The sequence below is a fragment of the Paraburkholderia caledonica genome, from assembly GCF_000383275.1.
Classification (GTDB): Bacteria; Pseudomonadota; Gammaproteobacteria; order Burkholderiales; family Burkholderiaceae; genus Paraburkholderia; species Paraburkholderia caledonica.
This window is the reverse complement of sequence record NZ_KB911036.1, coordinates 456,583-476,996: the sequence shown is the minus strand read 5'-3', so window position 1 is coordinate 476,996 and position 20,414 is coordinate 456,583. Positions and strand designations below refer to the sequence as shown.

Here is a 20,414-nt window from a genome sequence, read left to right as displayed (position 1 = left end):
GTGTACCAAGATGAAGCGCCGTTATTGGTCTACAAAGCGCGCTGATCCGGCTCGCCTTACCGCGCTCAAGCGGCCTAGAGTCGCGATTTTCAGCATTTTAAGGCGGCTTGCATGCCCAGTTCTACTTGCCGATACAAAACCTGCTGAAAATCACTCCCAACAGGTCGTCGGAACTGAATTCGCCAGTGATTGAGTTGAGCTGGTCTTGCGCGAGTCTCAGTTCTTCGGCGAAAAGATCCAGCGCCTGCGAGTTCTGATCGGCATGTGCAGCGGCCGTCGCAAGGTGGTCCTGCGCGGCGCGCAACGCAATCAGATGACGTTCGCGCGCAAGGTAGACGCTCTCCGCGCCGGCCTGCCAACCGGCAATGCGCAGCAGTTCGTCGCGCAACAAGCTCACGCCGTCGCCTTGTTTCGCCGACAGGCGGACTTCGCTCAGGTCGAAATCGGCATCGAGCGCACGAGCCTCCGGCGGCAAGCCGACAAGGTCCGTCTTGTTTAACACGCGCACGACCGGAACACCGGCCGGGAAGCGCCCGGCAATGGTTTCGTCTTCCACGGTCATGCCCGTGCGCGCATCCAGCAGATGCAGCACCACGTCCGCGCGCTCGATCTCGCTCCACGTCCGCGCAATGCCGATTTTCTCGACTTCGTCTTCGGTATCGCGCAGGCCGGCGGTGTCGATCACGTGCAGCGGAATGCCTTCGATCTGGATGGTCTGTGCGACCTTGTCACGCGTCGTGCCCGCAATCGGCGTGACGATCGCGAGTTCAGCGCCGGCAAGTGCATTGAGCAACGAAGATTTGCCGACGTTCGGCTGACCGGCCAGCACCACCGACAATCCCTCGCGCAACAGCGCACCTTGCCGTGCCTCGGCGAGCACGTGCGCGAGACGCTCGCGAATGCGCGTGAGCTTGCCGCGGGCGTCGGCAGCTTCCAGGAAATCGATCTCTTCTTCGGGGAAATCCAGCGTTGCCTCGACCAGCATGCGCAGCGTGATCACTTCTTCGACCAAAGCATGAATGTCGCGCGAGAACGTGCCGTCGAGCGAACGGCCTGCCGAGCGCGCAGCGGCCTCGGTGCTCGCTTCGATCAGATCGGCCACCGCTTCAGCCTGCGCGAGATCCAGCTTGTCGTTCAGAAACGCGCGGCGGGTGAACTCGCCGGGCTCGGCGAGCCGCAGGCCAAATCCGCGCCCTGCGTCGATGCAACGTTGCAGCAGCAGTTGCAGCACGACCGGCCCGCCATGGCCTTGCAACTCGAGCACGTGTTCGCCGGTGTACGAATGCGGCGCGGGAAAGTAAAGGGCAATGCCGCGATCGAGCGCGTTGCCGCCGTCGTCGAAAAAAGGCACATAACTCGCGTGACGAGGCGCGAGTGCTTGCCCGGTCAACACCTGCATCAGCGGCTGCGCCGCGGCCTCGCCCGCGCATCCAAATGAAATGCGCACGACGCCGATGCCTCCCCGGCCGGGCGCGGTGGCAATGGCGACGATGGGATCGGAGTCGGTGGTCAGCATGAGTGAGGCGGCGAAATCGGAAGAGTGGGCAGGGCGGCGCGGACATTTCCGGGGCGCCGGGCATTGTAACGCGGGCTATGTGCCGGCCGGTCTGCGCGTCACCTGACGACCAGAACGTGCTTTCCAAGTCGCCGTTGAGATTGATCCTAAGCAAGCTAGGATTTTTACTTGATGAATAGGACTGAGCCAGACTCAACGAGAACACTGTGCCGTGCAGACGCACGTCCCACATGGAAAAGGCGCAAAAATTGACATTGCGCTGAATCGCCGTTGTGCTGCGGCACGCAAGCTAAAATTATCTCAAATACGTTCAACATGAGCCTGATCAGTTGTCAACTGGGAGGACGCTGAATTGCACAATCTGGCCCATGCCAACCCCGAAAGAAAAAGCTGCCTTCTCGAAGAGGCTGAAGGAAACATTGGAGCCGCTGAAGATTCGCGGCGGGACCAAGCTCGCCGAACAGTTCAACCTTCGCTATCGCGGTGACCGTCCGGTTACTCCACAAACCGCGCACAAGTGGCTCACGGGTACGACGATCCCAAAGCCCGATAAGTTGCGCACGCTTGCCGAGTGGTTGAACGTGAAGGAGCACTGGCTGCACTACGGGCCTTCGCCCGGTGCGAGCGCCAGACCGATGGCCCGCGGCGAGAAGTATCCGCCGTCGCAGGAAACGATCGAACTCGCTTCGAAGATCGAGTCGTTGACGCCGAAAGACCGTTTTCTCGTCGAAGAAATGATTGGGCGCTTTTACGGTGAGGATACCGAAGAAGAGTAGCGCGTGCGCCGTCTGCCCACACAGATCGCATGAAAAAAGCCGCCCGGTTCGTTTGAACCGGGCGGCTTTGTTTTTGCAGGCAAGGCGACTTGCCCTCGGCGTTTCACGCAGGGATCAGGCCGGCTTGGCCTTCGACTGACCCATCATGCGCGTGATGTAGTACTGCTGCGCGATCGACAGCACGTTGTTCACGACGTAGTACAGCACCAGACCGGCCGGGAAGAAGAAGAACATAACCGAGAACGCAATCGGCATGAACATCATCATCTTCGCCTGAACGGGGTCCGGCGGCGTCGGGTTGAGCTTCGTCTGCAGGAACATGGAAACAGCCATCAGCACCGGCAGGATGAAGAACGGGTCCTGCTGCGACAGATCGTGAATCCACAGGATCCAGGGCGCGCCGCGCATTTCGACCGACGACAGCAGCACCCAGTACAGCGAGATGAACACCGGAATCTGCACCACGACCGGCAGACAGCCGCCGAACGGGTTCACCTTCTCGGTTTTGTAGAGTTCCATGAGCGCGGCATTCATCTTCTGCGGATCGCCCTTGAAGCGTTCGCGCAGCGCCTGCATGCGCGGCGTGATCGCCTTCATACGCGCCATGGACTTATAGCTTGCGGCCGACAGCGGGAAGAACACTGCCTTGATCAACAGCGTGAGCAGCACGATCGCCCAGCCCCAGTTGCCAACGTAGCTGTGGATCTTTTCGAGCAGCCAGAAAAGCGGCTTCGCGATGATCGTCACCCAGCCGTAGTCCTTCACCAGTTCGAGACCCGGCGCGATGCCTTCGAGCATGCGCTCTTCTTCCGGACCGGCGAAGAGGCGCGCGGACACGTCGACCGTCTGGCCCGGCGCGATGGCCGCAACCGGCTGCTTGACGCCAACGCGATAGAGCGTCGGATCGATCTTCTCGACGTAGATGTCGCGCTTCACGCCCTGCTGTGGAATCCACGCCGACGCGAAGTAGTGCTGCACCATCGCGATCCAGCCGTTGTCGGCTTGCTTCGTGAAGTCTTCCTTGTTCTTGTCGATGTCGCCGAACGTCATCTTCTGGAAGTGGTGCTGGTCGGTGTAGACAGCCGGGCCAATGAACGTGTGCGAGAAGCGCGGCGTTTCCACCGGCTGGTCGTCACGCACCAGTTCCATATAAACCGACGGGCTCACCGGCGCCGTGCCGACGTTCTGGATCTTCGTATCGACGCCGATCACATAGCTGCCACGGGTGAACGTGTAAGTCTTGATGACCTTCAGGCCGCCCTTAACCGGCGACTCGAAGCTGAGCTGGAACGATTTGGCGTCGCCCGTCAGGTCGTGCGGCTGGTTGGGCAGCGGCGTGAAGACGTCGTTGTGATTCGGGAAATCGCCGCCGAGCAGACCCGTACGCGCCAGATACGTGTGATTCGCGGTGCGGTCGAACAGCGTGATGACGAGATCCGGCTGCTTGCCGTCGCCTTGCTTGACGAGCGACAGCTTCGACAGCGTGCCGCCGCGAGTGTCGATTTCGCCGTTGTAGACGTCGGTGCTGAACTTGACGAGTTGCGACTGCGTAGCCGCCGGCGTGTTGGCCGGGGCTGCTGCGTTGGTGGCCGGCAAATCGGCGGGCTGGGTTCCCGGCGTCGTGGTTCCCGGTGCGGCGCTACCGACCGTCTTGGTCGGCGTGGCGCTCGGGAAGAACATCGACGGGCGTCCGTGGTCGCGTTGCCAGTTGTCGAACAGCATGACCGCTGACATGAAGAAGATGACCCATAGGACGGTGCGTTTGATATCCATGCGTTGTCTCAGTGTCGATGGAACGGCGCGTCAGCGCTTTTCAGAAGTGGGAGGCGGGACGAGATCGATGCCGCCCGCGGAAAACGGGTGGCAACGGCAAATACGCCTGGCGGCGAGATAAGTCCCGCGCGCGGCGCCATGATACTGGATTGCTTCGCGCGCGTAATCAGAGCAGGAAGGGTAAAAACGGCACCGATTGCCGAGCATTGGACTCACGGCAAGCTTGTAAAAACGCAGTAAAGCGATGAGTACCGTTTGCATGGCTGGTGCGGCCGGACAGCGCCGCGCAACGTGAAGTACCGGACGACACCCGCTGTTCAAGGCTGCCGGAGCTACTGCAGCCTGAGGGAAAAAGCGGGCGGTCACCTGAGCGTCATTCCGTCTTGGGCGCGTCCGCGGGCGGCGCCTGACGACGGGCAATTTCGCGTGCTGCCTTGTCGAGCAACGACTCGATTTCACTGCGGCACAACGCCTTTAACGGCGGCGACGCGGCGCTCGGCAAAGCCTTTTTGTCGAAGCGCGTGTGCAAACGCAGCAGCACGTCCCAACCGCCGAATTCCGCGCGACGCACCCGAAAGGCTTCACGCGCGACTCGACGTACCAGATTACGCGTGGCCGCGCGCGGCGCATACTTCTTGCCGATCACGAGGCCGAGGCGAGCCTCGTTGCCGGTAGGCCGGCCGTACACCACGAAGTGCGCAGTGCGGCGCCACGGGCGCAAACGAAAAACGGATGAAAATTCATCCGTTTTCAGTAGCCTTGCGGCTTTGGGGAAGGCGGCTTGCGCTCGCAACGGTACCGAGCCCTGCTGCGGCGCCTCTGCCGGTCCCGCTTCGCCACCGGTCTTGCCCGGTACGGACAGAGCGCGCAATCCGCTCGCCTGCCTTAGATGGCGAGGCGCTTGCGGCCCTTCGCGCGACGTGCATTGATGACCTTGCGGCCGCCAGCGGTCTTCATGCGAACGCGGAAGCCGTGGGTACGCTTGCGACGGGTAACGGAAGGTTGGTAAGTACGTTTCATGTTGCTCTCACTTGATCGAAAAAAAACCGCGCGATCATCGCTGAAAGCGCAATGGCCGGAGGTTTGCTGAATTGGTTTTCGCGGAACCCGCTATTTAAACCCGTTTTTCGTTGACCGTCAATACTTTAGCCGGTGCGGTATGGGCGCGCGGTGCGTTTGCGGAGTTGATCCGTCCCTGTGGATAACTCACTTCCGGCTCCCGTTTGGCGTTAGAATCTCGCCTTACTTCCCAAAAATGATGCACGCCGCTCCGGCTCGCTTGCCCGCAAATCCTTTGTGGCACAGGCGCCTGGGGCTGTTACGCCTGGCTGCTTCGGGCCTTGTTGCGTGCGCGCGACGGGGGCACCGGCGAACCTCGTGCACACCATAACGACAGCAACTCGATGAACGAATTCTGGCAACACTGTTCCGCATTGCTGGAGCGTGAACTCACGCCCCAGCAGTATGTGACGTGGATCAAACCGTTGGCCCCGGTCGCCTTCGACGCCGCTGCGAACACGCTCAGCATTGCTGCGCCGAACCGCTTCAAGCTCGACTGGGTCAAGAGCCAGTTCTCCGGCCGCATCGCGGATATGGCCCGCGATTTCTGGCAAACCCCGGTCGACGTGCAATTCGTACTGGATCCCAAAGCCGGCATGCGCGCCCCTGCGGCAGCCGCGCCGGCTGCGCCGCGTCCGGCTTCGGCGCCTCATTCTATGGGCGGTAGCGCGGGCAACGGCGCTGCCGTGGATGCGGCCGTTGGCGCCGTACAAGCGGCGCACGCCGCGCGCGCGAACGGCGCCAACAGCGCCATGGCGAACCTCAACGCGAACGCCCGCGCGGCAGCTGAGCACAATGCAAACGCTCGCGCCGCAGCTGAAGATTCCGCCGACCTGGACCTGCCGAGCCTCGACGCAAACGAAGCCGCGGCCGCGCGCCGCACTTGGCGTCCGGGCCAGAGCGCGAGCTCCAATGGCAACGGCGACAACGACTCGATGTACGAGCGCTCGAAGCTGAACCCGGTCCTGACTTTCGACAACTTCGTGACCGGTAAGGCGAACCAGTTGGCGCGTGCAGCGGCGATTCAGGTCGCGGACAATCCCGGCATCTCGTACAACCCGCTGTTCCTGTACGGCGGAGTGGGCCTCGGCAAGACCCACCTGATCCACGCAATCGGCAATCAGCTTCTGATGGACAAAGCGGGCGCGCGCATCCGCTACATTCACGCGGAACAGTACGTGTCGGACGTCGTGAAGGCGTACCAGCGCAAGGCGTTCGACGACTTCAAGCGCTACTACCACTCGTTGGATCTGCTGCTGATCGACGATATTCAGTTCTTTTCGGGCAAGTCGCGCACGCAGGAGGAGTTCTTCTACGCGTTCGAGGCGTTGGTCGCGAACAAGGCGCAGGTGATTATCACCAGCGACACGTATCCGAAGGAAATTTCGGGTATCGACGACCGTCTCATTTCGCGCTTCGACTCCGGCCTGACGGTGGCGATCGAGCCGCCCGAGCTAGAGATGCGCGTCGCGATTCTGATGCGCAAGGCGCAATCGGAATTCGTGAGCCTCAATGAAGACGTCGCGTTTTTCGTCGCCAAGCATCTGCGCTCTAACGTGCGGGAACTCGAAGGCGCGCTGCGCAAGATTCTGGCGTACTCGAAGTTCCACGGCCGCGAAATCACTATCGAACTGACGAAAGAAGCGCTGAAAGATCTGTTGACGGTGCAGAACCGCCAGATCTCCGTGGAGAACATTCAGAAGACCGTGGCGGACTTTTACAGCATCAAGGTCGCGGACATGTATTCGAAAAAGCGGCCGGCGAACATCGCGCGGCCGCGGCAGATCGCCATGTATCTCGCGAAAGAGCTGACGCAGAAGAGCTTGCCGGAAATCGGCGAGTTGTTCGGCGGACGCGACCACACCACGGTGCTGCACGCGGTGCGAAAAATCGCCGACGAGCGCAGCAAGGACGCTCAACTAAACCACGAGCTGCACGTGCTGGAGCAGACGCTGAAAGGCTGAGCGGTGCCGACGGAAAAATCGACCTGTTTATTTCGTAACTCGCCCCCATTTTAGTGAGGCGGTTCCTTTTTCAGGCACAATACAGGTTTAACCGCCCGGCGGCCGCGGGCGGATTTCACGCCGTGACGGGCGCTGCGTGGCGCCGGCGGGGAGCTGCGGTTGCGTGCCGGAAAAATGCCCAAAAGGGCTGAAAGGCGCGTGGGCCGTTATATCAACGAAGGAACTCTATGCAACTGGTCAAGACCGAACGCGATAACCTCCTCAGGCCGCTGCAAACTGTGAGCGGCATCGTCGAACGCCGCCATACGTTGCCGATCCTCGCCAATTTGCTGATTACCAAGAACGGCCCGGACGTGTCGTTCCTGTCGACCGACCTGGAGTTGCAGATCACCACGCGCGCCGATTTCGGCGTGGGCGGCGATTCGGTGGCCACCACGGTGGCAGCACGAAAGCTCCTCGACATTCTGCGCGCCATGCCCGACGGCCAGGTCACGCTTACGCTGAATGACAAGCGTCTGACGGTGCAATCCGGCAAGAGCCGCTTTGCACTGCAAACGCTGGCTGCAGACGAGTTCCCAACGGTTGCGCAAGCTAAAGACTACGGCGCGAGCCTCGTGGTTCCGCAAAAGACGTTCCGCCAGTTGCTCGGCATGGTCCATTTTTCGATGGCCCAGCAGGACATTCGCTACTACCTGAACGGCATGCTGCTGGTAGTAGACGGCGACCAGTTGATGGCGGTCGCAACCGACGGCCACCGCTTGGCGTTTTCGTCGATGAAGATCGAAGGTGCGTTCGCGCGCCAGGAAGTGATCATTCCGCGCAAGACGATTCTCGAGTTGCAGCGTCTGCTGGAAGACATCGACGACACGCTGAACATCGACATCGCGCAAACGCAGGTGAAATTCACGTTCGGTCAGGTCGAACTGGTGTCGAAGCTGGTGGAAGGAAAATTCCCCGACTTCCAGCGTGTGATTCCGAAGTCGCATAAGAACCAGTTCGTGATCGGCCGTGAAGAACTGCAGCGTTCGCTGCAACGCGCGGCGATTTTGACGTCGGACAAATTCAAGGGCGTGCGCTGCATTATCGAGCCGGGCCAGTTGAAGATCATGTCGACCAACGCCGATCAGGAAGAGGCGCAAGAAGAACTGGAGATCGCGTACGACGGCGACAGCGTCGATATCGGGTTCAACGTCACGTATCTGCTCGACGTGCTCGCGAACCTGAAGGTCGACATGTTGCAAGTGAGCCTTGGCGATGCCAGCTCCAGCGCGTTGATCACGATTCCCGAGAACGACGAATTCAAATACGTCGTGATGCCAATGCGCATCTAACGCGTCCAAAAACCAGAACACACCAAGGGGCGCAGCGCCCCTTTGGCGTTTTTATGGCATTTTGAAAAGTCCCGAGCAGCAACCCAGCAGTAATGCAGAACCGGAAAAAATCCATGACTGAAACGAACAATACGCAACCCGACAACAGCTACGGCGCCTCGTCCATTCAGATCCTCGAAGGTCTGGAGGCGGTGCGCAAGCGGCCGGGGATGTACATCGGGGATACATCGGATGGCACTGGTTTGCACCACCTCGTGTTCGAAGTGCTCGACAACTCGATCGACGAAGCGTTGGCCGGATACTGCAACGACATTCAGGTGATCATTCACGCTGACAACTCCATCTCGATCACCGACAACGGCCGCGGCGTGCCGACCGGCCTGAAAATGGACGACAAGCACGAGCCGAAGCGCAGCGCCGCCGAAATCGTGATGACCGAACTGCATGCCGGCGGCAAGTTCGACCAGAACAGCTACAAGGTGTCGGGCGGCCTGCACGGCGTGGGCGTGTCGTGCGTGAACGCATTGTCCGCATGGCTGCGTTTGACGGTTCGTCGCGACGGCAAGAAGCACTTCATGGAATTCCACCGTGGCGTGCCGCAAAACCGTGTGATCGAAGAGATCGGCGGCATCGCGGTGTCGCCTATCCAGGTGGTGGGCGAGACCGAAAATCGCGGCACCGAAGTGCATTTCATGGCGGACGAGACGATCTTCGGCAATGTCGAATATCACTACGACATTCTGGCCAAGCGGATTCGCGAGTTGTCGTTCCTGAATAACGGCGTGCGGATTCGCCTGACCGATCAGCGTTCGGGCAAGGAAGACGATTTCGCGTTTGTCGGCGGCGTAAAGGGCTTTGTCGAGTACATCAACAAAACCAAGAGCGTGCTGCACCCGACCATTTTCCATGTGAGCGGCGAGAAGGACGGCGTGGGCGTGGAAGTGGCAATGCAGTGGAACGACAGCTACAACGAAAACGTGCTCTGCTTCACGAACAACATTCCGCAGCGCGACGGCGGCACGCACTTGACCGGCTTGCGCGCAGCGATGACGCGCGTGTTGAACAAGTACATTGCTGATCACGAAGTCGCGAAGAAAGCGAAGGTCGAGACGTCGGGCGACGACATGCGCGAAGGGCTTTCGTGCGTGCTGTCGGTGAAGGTGCCGGAGCCGAAGTTCAGCGCGCAGACGAAGGACAAGCTGGTGTCGTCCGAAGTGCGCGCGCCGGTGGAAGATGTGGTCGCGAAAGCGCTCGAAGAATTCCTGCTCGAGACGCCGAACGACGCGAAGATTATCTGCAGCAAGATCGTCGATGCAGCGCGTGCTCGCGACGCCGCTCGCAAGGCGCGTGAGATGACGCGTCGCAAGGGCGTGCTCGATGGCGTTGGTTTGCCGGGCAAGCTCGCGGATTGTCAGGAAAAGGACCCGGCGAAGTCGGAGATTTACATCGTCGAGGGTGACTCGGCAGGCGGGTCGGCGAAGCAGGGCCGCGATCGCAAGTTTCAGGCGATTTTGCCGCTGCGCGGCAAGGTGCTCAACGTGGAGAAGGCGCGTTACGACAAGCTGCTTTCTTCGGAGCAGATCGTGACGCTGATTACGGCGCTGGGTTGCGGTATCGGCAAAGAGGATTACAACCTCGACAAGCTGCGTTATCACCGCATCATCATCATGACGGACGCCGACGTGGACGGCGCGCACATTCGGACACTGCTGCTGACGTTCTTCTATCGGCAAATGCCGGAGATGATCGAGCGCGGGTATATCTATATCGCGCAGCCGCCGCTGTACAAAATCAAGGCGGGTAAGGACGAGCGGTATTTGAAGGACGAGAACGAGGTCAATGCTCACATTCTGAAGCTCGCGTTACAGGGCTCGGAATTGTTGCCGTCTGAGAATGGCACGGCAATTACCGGCGATGCATTGGGCGAGTTGGCGCGTGCTTACCTGCTTGCGCAGGCGGTGGTCAACCGGTTGAGCAGGCTGTATGACGCTGGAGCGCTCGAGGCTGTGATGGATGGAGTCGTCATCGATCTCTCTAGCGAAAATGCCGCTGAGGCTTCTGCGAAAGCGCTCGAGGCTAAGCTGCGGGACGACGCGCTGAAGCCCGAAGTCACCGTTACGACGATGTATGACCCGGTGCGCGAGTTGCGGTCGCTGCGCGTGGCGAGGACGCATCACGGGAATCAGAAGGTTTCGGTGCTGGACGAAGAGTTTCAGCTGACCGCCGATTATCAGCAACTGGTCAATACCGCTAATACATTCAAGGGATTGATTGGTCCTGGTGCCGTTATCAAGCGCGGTGAGCGGAGTATGGCTGTTAGCGACTTCAAGTCTGCGATGAAGTGGTTGTTGGCTGATGCTGAGCGTAACGTTTCCAAGCAGCGCTATAAGGGGCTTGGTGAGATGAATCCCGGGCAGCTTTGGGAGACGACTATGGATCCGGCAGTGCGTCGTTTGCTGAGAGTGCAGATCGAAGATGCTATTGCGGCTGATGGGATCTTCACTACGCTCATGGGGGATGATGTGGAGCCGCGGCGGGCGTTTATTGAGTCTAATGCGCTTAGGGCTGGGAATATTGATGTTTGAGGGTGTTGTAGGTAGACGCATAACCTGAGAAAAAAAGACCCATAAGTTGAGAAACTTATGGGTCTTTTTTCTTAATAGTTGTGAGGTCACCAAAATGTGAAATCTGCCGACGGCGGGCTGCGTGAGGCACTTGCAGTACGTCGAATCCATCCTGTTTTCGAAGAAAGCCAGGCTTGCGAAGCTCGGCCTGACTTACGTCCTTGATGTCTTCGGCACGCCGCACCTGCTCATATTCGACAACGCCCAGAGACGGAGGGGCGGCGATTGGAGGGGCTGACCCGTCTCGACATCGACCCCATGCATTGCAAATCGCGTCATGCGCACGGAAAGCCCTTCGTTGGACGGCTAAACCGCTCGCTCAAGGATTACGAGAATCTGCGCACCATCCTTCTTCTTCCAACTGAACTCAAAGCGCAGTGGTAAAAAACACCATTCACCACGTCGGAATTTCTTTCTACGGGTATTCGTGCGTGCTGACACGACAGTGAGCAAAGGCACTGGACATGATTGGATTCACAGAAACGCACATGAACAGTGTACGGAAACGGCGTACGAAGCTTAGGCGTTGTACATAAAGCCCACGCTATTTTTCGCACACATGTAAGAAGATGTAGGTAATCGATCAAATTCCGGCTCTGGTTAATTTTACCGATATTGCGAACGCATGATTTCGCTGCGGAAGAGCTACCGATTTAACATTTGTTTTTTAAAGTGGGATTGCGATAATCATTTGATTTTATGTAGAATCGCGCGATAACGCGGGGGCGCGTGCCGAATAAGAAGAGGCGGTATGGGAGCACAGGACCTGATTGGTGCGATTACTGGCGGACTCGCTCAGACGGGACGCCTCCTGAAATTGGACAGTCCGTTAGGCATTAATGTTTTACTGCCGCAGCGGCTGGTGGGCCATTCCCGGGTTGGCCGTCACTATGAATTTACGCTCGATGCCGTCTCGACGAATGACAGTATTGAACTGAAAAAGCTAATCGCCCAACCTGTCACGCTGTGGATGCAGCAAGCGGACCAGTCGTACGCCGGGCATCACGGTTACGTTCATACCGCCCGTCGTCTGGGTTCTGATAGCGCACTAACCAGTTATCAGATCGTGTTTGCCTCATGGATGCATTTTCTGCGTTTCCGTAAAGATGCACGAATCTGGCAGGATAAGTCAGTCGATGCGATTCTCACCGATGTCTTCAATATGCATCCGCAGGCGCGAGGTGCATTCCGCTTCGCATTGCGCAATCCATTGCCGCAACGATCGTTTTGCGTGCAATACGAAGACGACTGGAATTTCTGTCACCGGCTGATGGAGACCGAAGGTCTGTTCGGCTATTTCGAGCAGGCCGCCGACGGCAAATCGCATACGCTGGTCGTCACTGATAATCTTGACGCCTTTCCACCGCTGTCACCGCAAACGGTCAACTTCTGTCGATCCGGTACCAATAGCGAAACCGACGCCTTCGTGCAGTGGAGCGGGACCCGGACGTTGCAGAGCACGACCCTCACGACGCGCACGTTCGACTACAAGGCGCCGTCGTCCGCCGCGAATCCGAAGGGCACCACGGTCCCCACACTTACCACACAGGGTGATCTGCCGTCGCAGGCTGAGGTGTACGAGTACACCGGCGCATATACCTATGCACAACAGGAGCGCGGCGATCAGCTGTCAAAGGTACGGATGGAGGAATGGGAATCGCGAGCGAAGCGCTTTCATGGTGTTGGAGCGGTCCGGCGTATCGACGCGGGCCGCTGGTTTGAACTCGCCGACCACCCGGATCACAGCTCCGGCGGTGAACAGGAGCGACAGTTCGCGGTGCTCGGTGTTGAATGGGCGATCGAGAACAATCTGCCTGCATCAAACAGCACGACAGACTTCCCCCATAGCCTGAACGCTCACCTTGCCGCCGCCCGCGCACAGCACGGCGCGCAGGGAATGACGATCCGTTCAGGCGACGGCAGCGAAGGCTTCTTCATGGCGAATGTCGAAACGCAGCGGCGAACAGTGCCTTTCCGCAGCCCTCTCGAGCACCACAAACCCGCGATGCATCTGCAAACCGCGACGGTAGTCGGTCCGGCCAACCAGGAGGTCTTCACCGACACACTCAACCGGATCAAGGTACAGATGCACTGGGACCGGTTGAATCCCGGGGACGAGAAGGCGTCGTGCTGGATGCGGGTCGCGCAGTCTAACGCTGGCGGCAGTTATGGCGCGGTGCACGTGCCGCGGATTGGTGAAGAGGTGATGGTGTCGTTTGTCGACGGCGACTGCGACCGTCCCGTCATCACCGGACGCGTGTACAACGGCGCGAAAGCTCCCGACTGGCATTCGAACGGAATTCTTTCCGGGTACAAGTCGAAGGAATATCAGGGCAGCGGATACAACCAGATGGTCATGGACGATGCCACCGGACAGAACCGCGTGCAGCTCTACAGCAGCAGCACGAACGCGCAGTTGCATCTTGGGTATCTCATCAGTCAGACCGGTAACGCTCGCGGTGACTATCTCGGAAGCGGGTTTGATCTGAAATCCGATGCGTATGGCGCGGTCAGGGCGGGGCAGGGGCTTTACGTGTCGACCCACCCTACCAGTGGCGCGGCGAGCCAGCCGCTCGATGTGCGCAACGCCAGCAACCAGCTAAGCAATTCGGAAGGCCTGATCGAGGCACTCTCGCAGGCGAGCGAGACGCATCAGGCGGAGAACCTGAAGGACGGGAGCGATTCGCTTAAATCGTTCGTCGATGCGACTCAGAACAGCGTGCAGGGCACAACAGGCACGGGCGGCAACACGGCAGGAGGCGGTACTGGCAGCGCCAACGCGTTCAAGGAACCAGTCATGCTGTTCGCGTCGCCTGCGGGTGTCGCGCTGTCGACGCAAAAATCCGCTCACGTTGCGACCGATCAGAACATCAATCTGGTCAGCGGGCAAAGCACGCATATCGCGGCCGGCAAATCGTTGCTGGTGAGCGCTGCGCAAAGGGTCAGCCTGTTTGTGCAGAACGCTGGAATGAAGCTGTTTGCGGCGAAAGGCAAGGTCGAGATTCAGGCGCAGACAGATAACCTCGAGATCACCGCTCAAAAGAGCTTGAAGTTACTGTCTGCAACCGAGCGTATCGATGCTGCTGCAAAGCAGGAGATTCTGCTTACTTCAGGCGGCGCCTATATCCGTCTCAAGGACGGAAACATCGAGATCCACGCGCCGGGCAAGATCGACATCAAGGGTAGTGATCATTCGTTCAGTGGACCGACGAGCCTCAGTCGAACCTACAACGCGGAAGGCAAGAAAGCCGACATGCGAATCCGCTATATGGACGCAGAGGGCAATGTGCCCGAAGGTGAACCGATCAAGCTCGCGTCGGAGGATGGTGCGTTGCATAACGTCGTTCTCGACGGAGAGGGCAAGGGCGAATTGAAGGGCATCGATTTCGGCAAGTTCGTGGCAGACCAAGTCAAGCGAAGCGGAGAATAAAAATGGGCGACCGTCCCCTTATCCAACATACCGTCTGCATTGATCTGCCGGGTGAACCGGTTGAATGCTGGGCCGAGACCGACATCACAGTTCTGCTTCGCAAGCACCGTGATGTGGTATTCGATATCCAGGTGAAGAAAGGCGCCACCTACACTATCGAGGCAACCGAGGACTGGATCTATGACGTGACCAAAAAGAAGCGCGTCAAGCAGGGGCAGTTCCAGGACGGCCAGCGCTATCACATCTGGATCAGCAGGGATTTCAAGGGGCATCTGATACTCAAGCAGGACGGCAAGGTGTACCAGAACTATTCGATGCAGATGTTCGGTTTAGTGAATACCGCCTCGTCGCCGAAAGCCAAGCCTGAGCCGATCATCATCGCGATCGGTACGAATCACGCCTCGCATCCGCCAACCGCTTCGGCATCGCCGAAGCCGACTAGCGTAGCGCCGCTGATCACGTACCCGCAGCCGCCCATCCCCGACTATCTGCGCCCTGCCCCGCCGTTTGATCCGCTACACGCGGATCAACTCTGGTCGTGCCCATTGCCGATCAAGCTGGCACCTCGCACCACCGTCGAGCCGATGCAGGAAGCGCACGTCTTTGAAGTCGACAAGAATTCGATTCCCAAGGAAGTCGTGGATACGCTGGCTGCAGGTGGCGCCGAAGATACGGCCATAGACACTAACAAGATTGCGACACGGAACTGGCTAATAGGACAACTGGCTGGTGCGACGGCATTTCTGAACGACAACAAGCAGTGGATTCAGGAGCTTTGGGGGGAGAAGTTCAGATTAATGAAGATCGTTCACAAGAACGTCGGGGAAAAGACTTACGTTGTTTTCACTGGCAACCCTCGACTGCGTAAGTTGGTGACGGCCGCGCGGTACGGCGTGAGAAACGAAAAAGTACTGACGATTGCAGGGGGAGCGGGTACGGCCGAGTCGGGCGCGGCTGCCGCGTGGGAGGGATCCAAAGGAGCATTCAAGAAAGCTGGCTTGATCGCTTTGATTTTTACCATCACGCTTGATACGGCTGAATGGCTGCATGATTACCAGGAAATCGGTCCAGACGGAAAGAGAAAGAAGGACATCGCCGACCTGCTGGGCAAGATTGGGATCGATCTTGCGAAGGCGGGTTTGAGTGCGGCGATTGCGTCTATGGCGGTCGGCGCGGCCGTCGCGCTACTCGCAGGAACCGTTGCTTTACCGGTGTCGGTAATCGTAGTAGGAACTGTCCTTGTGGCGGTCGCGGTAGGCTATGGACTTGACTGGATCGACAAGAAAACCCACACCACCGAGCATGTGACGTCATGGTTTCGGTCTATCGGGGAGTCGATGAAGCACGCAGCCGAATATCTGGAAAAGTCGATGCCCAAAGACTATGATCAGTACCCCATGATGTACATGCCGTGAGATGGCATCCACCGGAAAGCGAGCCCAGATGCAACGATCGCAATCGATGACGAAGCCCGAGACCGAACCGAAAGACGCAGTTTGGGAGATGACGAAGAAAGCCACGCCGGTGAACTTCATATTTCCCGTACTGGGCGCTGGTGTGTCGTACGCGGCATATGCGGATGATCTTGCGGTATCCGGATTGCCATGGAAAATCGGACTACTGGTTACGCTGGTTTGCCTCTTCGTACCGTTTGCTGTCTCGATGATGTACCGCCGTTCGAACCTGCTGTGGGTATGCGGGCTGATACTATCAATTGCGACATTTGCCATGTACTTCTTCTTTGGCATATTCGCCTATTTCTACTACTTCGTATTTGCACCGATGGCGCCCCTTCTGCGTTGGCCGGGGCTGCTTGGTGGGTTTGTGTTGACGCTGTATTGGGCAGTCATGACACGGCAAGCGGTGATGCATACGATCACAAACACCTCTTTCGTCAAACGGGCTTTCGAAGAAAACGCATCCGACTTTCGTTATCGAACGCAAGCAGGAATGGCACTGTTCGAGCGACTCAATAAAGAGCGCTCGCCTCTTCCAAAAATCTATTCCTATCTCGTCTTCGGTATCGCGCCGTTCTATCTGATACTGGGTCGGCTACTGTCGTCAAACTTCGGAACGAACGGTGTGTTGTTTGCCCTGGCGGTGTTGGGCATGCCCGTGTCACTCTGGTTTGCCGGCCTGATTGTTCGGCTCTATCTCGTGATGGTCAGCCTGCCCAGAAAACTGGAGAAGGAACATCGCAAGCCTGTGTTGGTCGCTGACTAGCGGCGCGGGCCACATTATGTGAAGCGATGCGGCCCGCGTTTGTTGGAACGCGAGGCTTTGGCCGCGCGTCGTGGAACGTGGCGGTGGCAAGCGATCCGCGAGCTTATAGAGTCAGACTTCAATAGAAGTCGAACCTTGGGAAGCGACCAGTTTCGGCGGTGGGTTGCAGTGACAGATGCACAGATCGTCGTTCAGCGCTGCCCGTCGCCCATCCGGTCCAGTCATCGCCAGACGCGGCCCGTCGCACTGGATCCTCCCGGTCGAATGGCAGGCTGGGCATGAGACATCGTCGCCTTCGTGCGCAATTTGACGACCCTGCAATTCGAGCGTGGTCGATCGGGCGACGACGGTCCCATTCGACGTCGTCTTGTCCCCGTTCAGAATCAGAAATCGCTTCATTGTGGACCTGTTCTTTGCCTGTTAGGCTTGGTCGCTGTAGGCAACCAGTTGCCATTCAACCTTTGCGAGATGTTGCCGGGCACCGATCCAGCGGTCCAGCAACGCAACCTTTCGCGGCTCATGTACAACAATCGAGGGTAGCGTGTCCCCCTTCAGGAAGCGCCGCTGTGCGTCGCCAATCTGACCAGCTTCGAGCTTTGCGCACCATACGCCTTCTTCCGGACACTGCTCACCTGTTTGCGCGACAGTACCAAGCGGCACCCTTGTCGCAACATTTGCGGGCTGCTCGTTCTGCGATGTCTTGCTCGAGGACCCGGCCAGCGGCAGTCCCGTAGCCGGATCAAGATTCTTCTCCTTGCTCAACCGGTCGATGAGTTCATCGGACGGCTTCTGCGGCGGAACGGCCGCCGCCCGCTCTTTCTCCCACTGGAATGTGCCATCCCACGGCGGAAGTTTCGCTGGTGGCAAAGGCACAATCTTGTCGATGTCGGGGACCTTGGGATTTCGACCTTCGTTATCGTCGAGGAAGTTGCCGATTTGCTCGTAACGGTGCGTACGTTCGGGGTCGTTTGGCAAGGCAAGATAGTACAGCCGGTCTGATTGAGGCGGTCCCTTGAATCCGTTTCCCAAAAATGATGCTGATTGCGCATCGCCGCTCTCTACACCCTTCTGGAATACTCTTACGGCATCAGCCTGAAGGTCATCATTTTTGAGGTTAACGCCAAGCGAACCCGCAGTTTTGCCATAGCCCTGATCAACCGCGCACTGGCGCATCTGTCTAGCTATTTCTGGAGCTTTGTCGTGCGGCGACAAAAGGTCTCCGACATACCCTTGCGCCTCGGGGTTTCCCAGGTCAGCCGCTTTACGGAAGTAGCGTAGCGACAACTCGGGATCCTGTTTCAAGCCGTAGCCGATTTCGAGGTAGTGGCCAATATCATAGTAGCCGCCGGGTATACCCTGTTCGACCAGTTGACTAGCAAGAGAAATGCTCTCTTTTGGCGCGTCAGGTGAGTCGGCCATTCCCTGAGAAATCAGGAGTTGCGCGTTTTGATTGGCTTTGTAGTGCCCATGGGCTGCTGCAATCCGGTAGTAACGGGCGATATCATTGAAGTTCTTGGGGCCATCAGCGTTCTGCAGGAAACGCGCGTACTTGAACAGAAGGTCTGCCTGCGGATCCAGTGTCGGCAGATGGTCAGCCTCATGCGTGCAGGTAAACGCAAGATTTGCGCGCACGGCGCTCATATCAGGCAGAGAAGTCAAGGGATCGTCCTTATGCGTACAGCCGAACAGGCAAAAAAACAGCGCTGCGATCAAACATTTTCCGAGCATGGTCAGTCCGAATAACTGCGAACGTTGGAGGTTCGCATAAAACCAACAAGAGACGCATACGGTGGCTTTTTGCCTGCGCTTTGCAATTCCGTATTGTTTGTAATGATGTCGCGCCACGCGCCAAAAGCTGCTTTGGGGTCATCGCTCGCACCTAAACCAGCAGTGTGAAGACTCCACAACCGGCGCCGTAGATCCCCGGAAACATTTCCATTATCGTGGCAGATGTTCAACTCGCTGTCGGCTTCCATGCTACGCGTATTGATGTTCGCCGAGCCCAACGTCATGAATGCGTCGTCGACGGTCATCAGCTTCGCGTGCACGTATACCGGGAGCCAATTTCCCGGTAGCGAATCGGGAGCGACCAACGTGCAGACATGAACCTTGAGTCCCGTGATCTCCGTTGGAACAATTTGCTTGCTGCGGTCGGCCACGTCGCGGCGCTTTTGTTTGATATCAGCCAGCTTTTGCCAAAGATCCTGTTGAATCATCCGGCTCTGCTGGAGGTACTGCATCGCGCCAGCAACGGATGAAAAGTCGACTCCAGTGGTTTCTACTTTCTTTTCAGCCTGCTGTTCGCGCTCAAGTTGTGCTTCCACATCTTTTTGCTCTTTCGCCAGGCTATCGGTCTGCTCGAGGCGGCTCACCTCAGGGATCGAATCATCGCGGCCCAGCGCATGAAGCATCCGGTACGTATTGACCGTTCCCGTACCTACCGCTGCATCGGTGGAATTCGTGACGACAAAGAGGTAGATAGGATTTTTGGCGAGATCGCGCCCCCAGGTGGCTTGCTGCTTGACGGCCTGTTTGATCTTTTCGGCAAGCGGGGGCCATCTGAAATACTGGTTTTCGATAAAAATGTGCTTTGTGACATTGTTCACTGCCTGCAGATACATCTTTTCGATGTCACGACTTCCCGCCTGTGATTGCGTACGCAGCACCTGCGCCATCAGGGGTGTGTCGCCTGACGTGTTGCGATACGCGCATAGTTGCGTGGGAGAGCGCTTGCGCGATTTGCCCAGACTTTGGCCCGTCGCGTCGTCCCATGCCTGGCAGAAGTTGTCGTTGAGAAATTGCAGCACAGGGCCTGTGACCCGGCTCGAGATATCCTGCCATGGAGAAGGACCGCTGCGCCCAAAGCGGGGATGCATCCGTGCGAAACTGTGCGCGTCAGTATCCCAATACTGATCCAGCATGTTATGGCCCATGACGAAGCCAAGCGCCAGATCAGGGTATTCATAGTCGACCAGCACCATTTTCTGATGATGAGTGGGTTCGAGCGCGCCCATTGAAGCACTATTTTGAGCTGCAGTTCGTGTACTCCGTGCCGAGTCTTCACCGTGCCAAAAGGTACGCCACGCTATTTCTATTCGATTGACCGGGTTGAAGTCTCGCGTGGCGAACTCAAAATTCTTGAATGCCTCTTTCTGATCAATCCGTCGAACTGCCGCGTCAGCCAATGCACCGGGTGTGGGTAGACGCGACGTCACATTGGTCAGGTTGGCACGCCTGTACCACTCGGTGTCGAACTCCCGTTCGGTGTTATTTTGATAGTCGGGTGACAGCATCGACATGTGAGCGTAGACCGATTTACCGAGGTAGGGCTTTACTGCGGTTGCCGCATTGTTACCCGGCATGTTGTTTTCGCTCCACTCCGCCAGATGGATGTCATCCTGCCAGCAGAGCAGTCTCACCTTGACTCCTTCCTCTCCCTTCTGAACGAGGAGTTGCCCAATCGGCACACCACTACCGTTACGCTTGAAAAGCATCGATGGCTGAAAGCCCCAGCAAATGATATCGACGGAATGTTTTGCAAGTACGATTGCGTCATATACCGCGCCGAATGCTTCTTCTCCATTCACCAGCGGTCTGAACGCACAGGGCGCTGGATCGTACTCGGTTTTTTGCACGAACCACGGCAGAGTTGCCGTAGCGCTTTTCGTGCAGTTCAAGGCAATTGGTGTGGTAATGGTCGGATTCGGTGTTGCCATGA

The 20,414-nt window shown here is 58.1% G+C and carries 15 protein-coding genes; 7 read left to right on the top strand and 8 right to left on the bottom strand.

Going from position 1 to position 20,414, the window contains the following annotated elements:
* Window positions 1-121: 121 nt before the first annotated feature.
* Complete coding sequence (gene mnmE / locus H281_RS0112005) at window positions 122-1,516, bottom strand: tRNA uridine-5-carboxymethylaminomethyl(34) synthesis GTPase MnmE (protein WP_020067353.1); 1,395 nt, start codon at window positions 1,514-1,516, stop codon at window positions 122-124.
* 368 nt (window positions 1,517-1,884) lie between these two features.
* Between mnmE and H281_RS0112000 the strand changes: the two genes are divergently transcribed.
* Window positions 1,885-2,292, top strand: a complete 408-nt coding sequence (locus tag H281_RS0112000) for a transcriptional regulator (protein ID WP_027804514.1) — start codon at window positions 1,885-1,887, stop codon at window positions 2,290-2,292.
* 114 nt (window positions 2,293-2,406) lie between these two features.
* On the opposite strand, the gene yidC is transcribed toward H281_RS0112000, so the two are convergent.
* From yidC to rpmH, 4 genes are all read right to left on the bottom strand, one after another.
* Window positions 2,407-4,065 carry a membrane protein insertase YidC gene (gene yidC / locus H281_RS0111995; protein WP_020067351.1) on the bottom strand — a complete coding sequence of 553 codons (1,659 nt, stop codon included), beginning with the start codon at window positions 4,063-4,065 and terminating at the stop codon, window positions 2,407-2,409.
* A gap of 30 nt (window positions 4,066-4,095) precedes the next feature.
* The gene (gene yidD / locus H281_RS35970) at window positions 4,096-4,326 is read right to left on the bottom strand and encodes a membrane protein insertion efficiency factor YidD (protein WP_006050604.1); all 231 of its coding nucleotides are present in this window, start codon (window positions 4,324-4,326) and stop codon (window positions 4,096-4,098) included.
* A gap of 112 nt (window positions 4,327-4,438) precedes the next feature.
* Window positions 4,439-4,936, bottom strand: a complete 498-nt coding sequence (locus H281_RS0111985; RefSeq protein ID WP_020067350.1) for a ribonuclease P protein component — start codon at window positions 4,934-4,936, stop codon at window positions 4,439-4,441.
* Between the two features lie 14 nt (window positions 4,937-4,950).
* Window positions 4,951-5,085 (bottom strand): 50S ribosomal protein L34, encoded by a 135-nt coding sequence (gene rpmH, locus H281_RS0111980; protein WP_004198824.1) that lies wholly within the window; start codon window positions 5,083-5,085, stop codon window positions 4,951-4,953.
* A 383-nt stretch (window positions 5,086-5,468) separates the two neighbouring features.
* On the opposite strand from rpmH, the gene dnaA reads away from it, so the two are divergent.
* From dnaA to H281_RS0111945, 6 genes are all read left to right on the top strand, one after another.
* A complete protein-coding gene (dnaA, locus tag H281_RS0111975; protein ID WP_027804513.1) occupies window positions 5,469-7,088 on the top strand; it encodes a chromosomal replication initiator protein DnaA in 1,620 nt (539 codons plus the stop codon).
* Between the two features lie 227 nt (window positions 7,089-7,315).
* The gene (dnaN, locus tag H281_RS0111970) at window positions 7,316-8,419 is read left to right on the top strand and encodes a DNA polymerase III subunit beta (RefSeq protein ID WP_020067348.1); all 1,104 of its coding nucleotides are present in this window, start codon (window positions 7,316-7,318) and stop codon (window positions 8,417-8,419) included.
* A 113-nt stretch (window positions 8,420-8,532) separates the two neighbouring features.
* Window positions 8,533-11,004, top strand: coding sequence for a DNA topoisomerase (ATP-hydrolyzing) subunit B (gene gyrB / locus H281_RS0111965; RefSeq protein WP_020067347.1), 2,472 nt, complete (start codon window positions 8,533-8,535; stop codon window positions 11,002-11,004).
* Between the two features lie 790 nt (window positions 11,005-11,794).
* Window positions 11,795-14,473, top strand: a complete 2,679-nt coding sequence (locus tag H281_RS0111955; protein WP_020067345.1) for a type VI secretion system Vgr family protein — start codon at window positions 11,795-11,797, stop codon at window positions 14,471-14,473.
* A gap of 2 nt (window positions 14,474-14,475) precedes the next feature.
* Window positions 14,476-15,888: a hypothetical protein gene (locus H281_RS0111950; protein ID WP_020067344.1), complete on the top strand. Its 1,413-nt coding sequence runs from the start codon at window positions 14,476-14,478 to the stop codon at window positions 15,886-15,888.
* Between the two features lie 46 nt (window positions 15,889-15,934).
* Window positions 15,935-16,696, top strand: coding sequence for a hypothetical protein (locus H281_RS0111945; RefSeq protein WP_241077867.1), 762 nt, complete (start codon window positions 15,935-15,937; stop codon window positions 16,694-16,696).
* A gap of 111 nt (window positions 16,697-16,807) precedes the next feature.
* Here H281_RS0111945 and H281_RS35965 read toward each other — a convergent pair whose 3' ends face one another.
* From H281_RS35965 to H281_RS0111935, 3 genes are read right to left on the bottom strand one after another with little or no spacing between them, the layout of a single operon-like run.
* Entirely contained in the window at window positions 16,808-17,095 is a 288-nt protein-coding gene (locus H281_RS35965) for a PAAR domain-containing protein (RefSeq protein WP_084690089.1), read from the bottom strand.
* A 21-nt stretch (window positions 17,096-17,116) separates the two neighbouring features.
* Window positions 17,117-18,424: an SEL1-like repeat protein gene (locus H281_RS0111940; protein WP_020067342.1), complete on the bottom strand. Its 1,308-nt coding sequence runs from the start codon at window positions 18,422-18,424 to the stop codon at window positions 17,117-17,119.
* Between the two features lie 2 nt (window positions 18,425-18,426).
* Window positions 18,427-20,412, bottom strand: a complete 1,986-nt coding sequence (locus tag H281_RS0111935) for a phospholipase D-like domain-containing protein (RefSeq protein ID WP_020067341.1) — start codon at window positions 20,410-20,412, stop codon at window positions 18,427-18,429.
* Between the last annotated feature and the right edge of the window lie 2 nt (window positions 20,413-20,414).

Coding starts and splice junctions, on each gene's coding strand:
- dnaA (WP_027804513.1), top strand. CDS start 5,469: ATGAACGAATTCTGGCAACACTGTTCCGCATTGCTGGAGCGTGAACTC.
- gyrB (WP_020067347.1), top strand. CDS start 8,533: ATGACTGAAACGAACAATACGCAACCCGACAACAGCTACGGCGCCTCG.
- yidD (WP_006050604.1), bottom strand. CDS start 4,326: ATGCAAACGGTACTCATCGCTTTACTGCGTTTTTACAAGCTTGCCGTG.
- rpmH (WP_004198824.1), bottom strand. CDS start 5,085: ATGAAACGTACTTACCAACCTTCCGTTACCCGTCGCAAGCGTACCCAC.
- yidC (WP_020067351.1), bottom strand. CDS start 4,065: ATGGATATCAAACGCACCGTCCTATGGGTCATCTTCTTCATGTCAGCG.
- dnaN (WP_020067348.1), top strand. CDS start 7,316: ATGCAACTGGTCAAGACCGAACGCGATAACCTCCTCAGGCCGCTGCAA.
- H281_RS0111935 (WP_020067341.1), bottom strand. CDS start 20,412: ATGGCAACACCGAATCCGACCATTACCACACCAATTGCCTTGAACTGC.
- H281_RS0111955 (WP_020067345.1), top strand. CDS start 11,795: ATGGGAGCACAGGACCTGATTGGTGCGATTACTGGCGGACTCGCTCAG.
- H281_RS0111940 (WP_020067342.1), bottom strand. CDS start 18,424: ATGCTCGGAAAATGTTTGATCGCAGCGCTGTTTTTTTGCCTGTTCGGC.
- H281_RS0112000 (WP_027804514.1), top strand. CDS start 1,885: ATGCCAACCCCGAAAGAAAAAGCTGCCTTCTCGAAGAGGCTGAAGGAA.
- H281_RS35965 (WP_084690089.1), bottom strand. CDS start 17,095: ATGAAGCGATTTCTGATTCTGAACGGGGACAAGACGACGTCGAATGGG.
- H281_RS0111950 (WP_020067344.1), top strand. CDS start 14,476: ATGGGCGACCGTCCCCTTATCCAACATACCGTCTGCATTGATCTGCCG.
- H281_RS0111945 (WP_241077867.1), top strand. CDS start 15,935: ATGACGAAGCCCGAGACCGAACCGAAAGACGCAGTTTGGGAGATGACG.
- mnmE (WP_020067353.1), bottom strand. CDS start 1,516: ATGCTGACCACCGACTCCGATCCCATCGTCGCCATTGCCACCGCGCCC.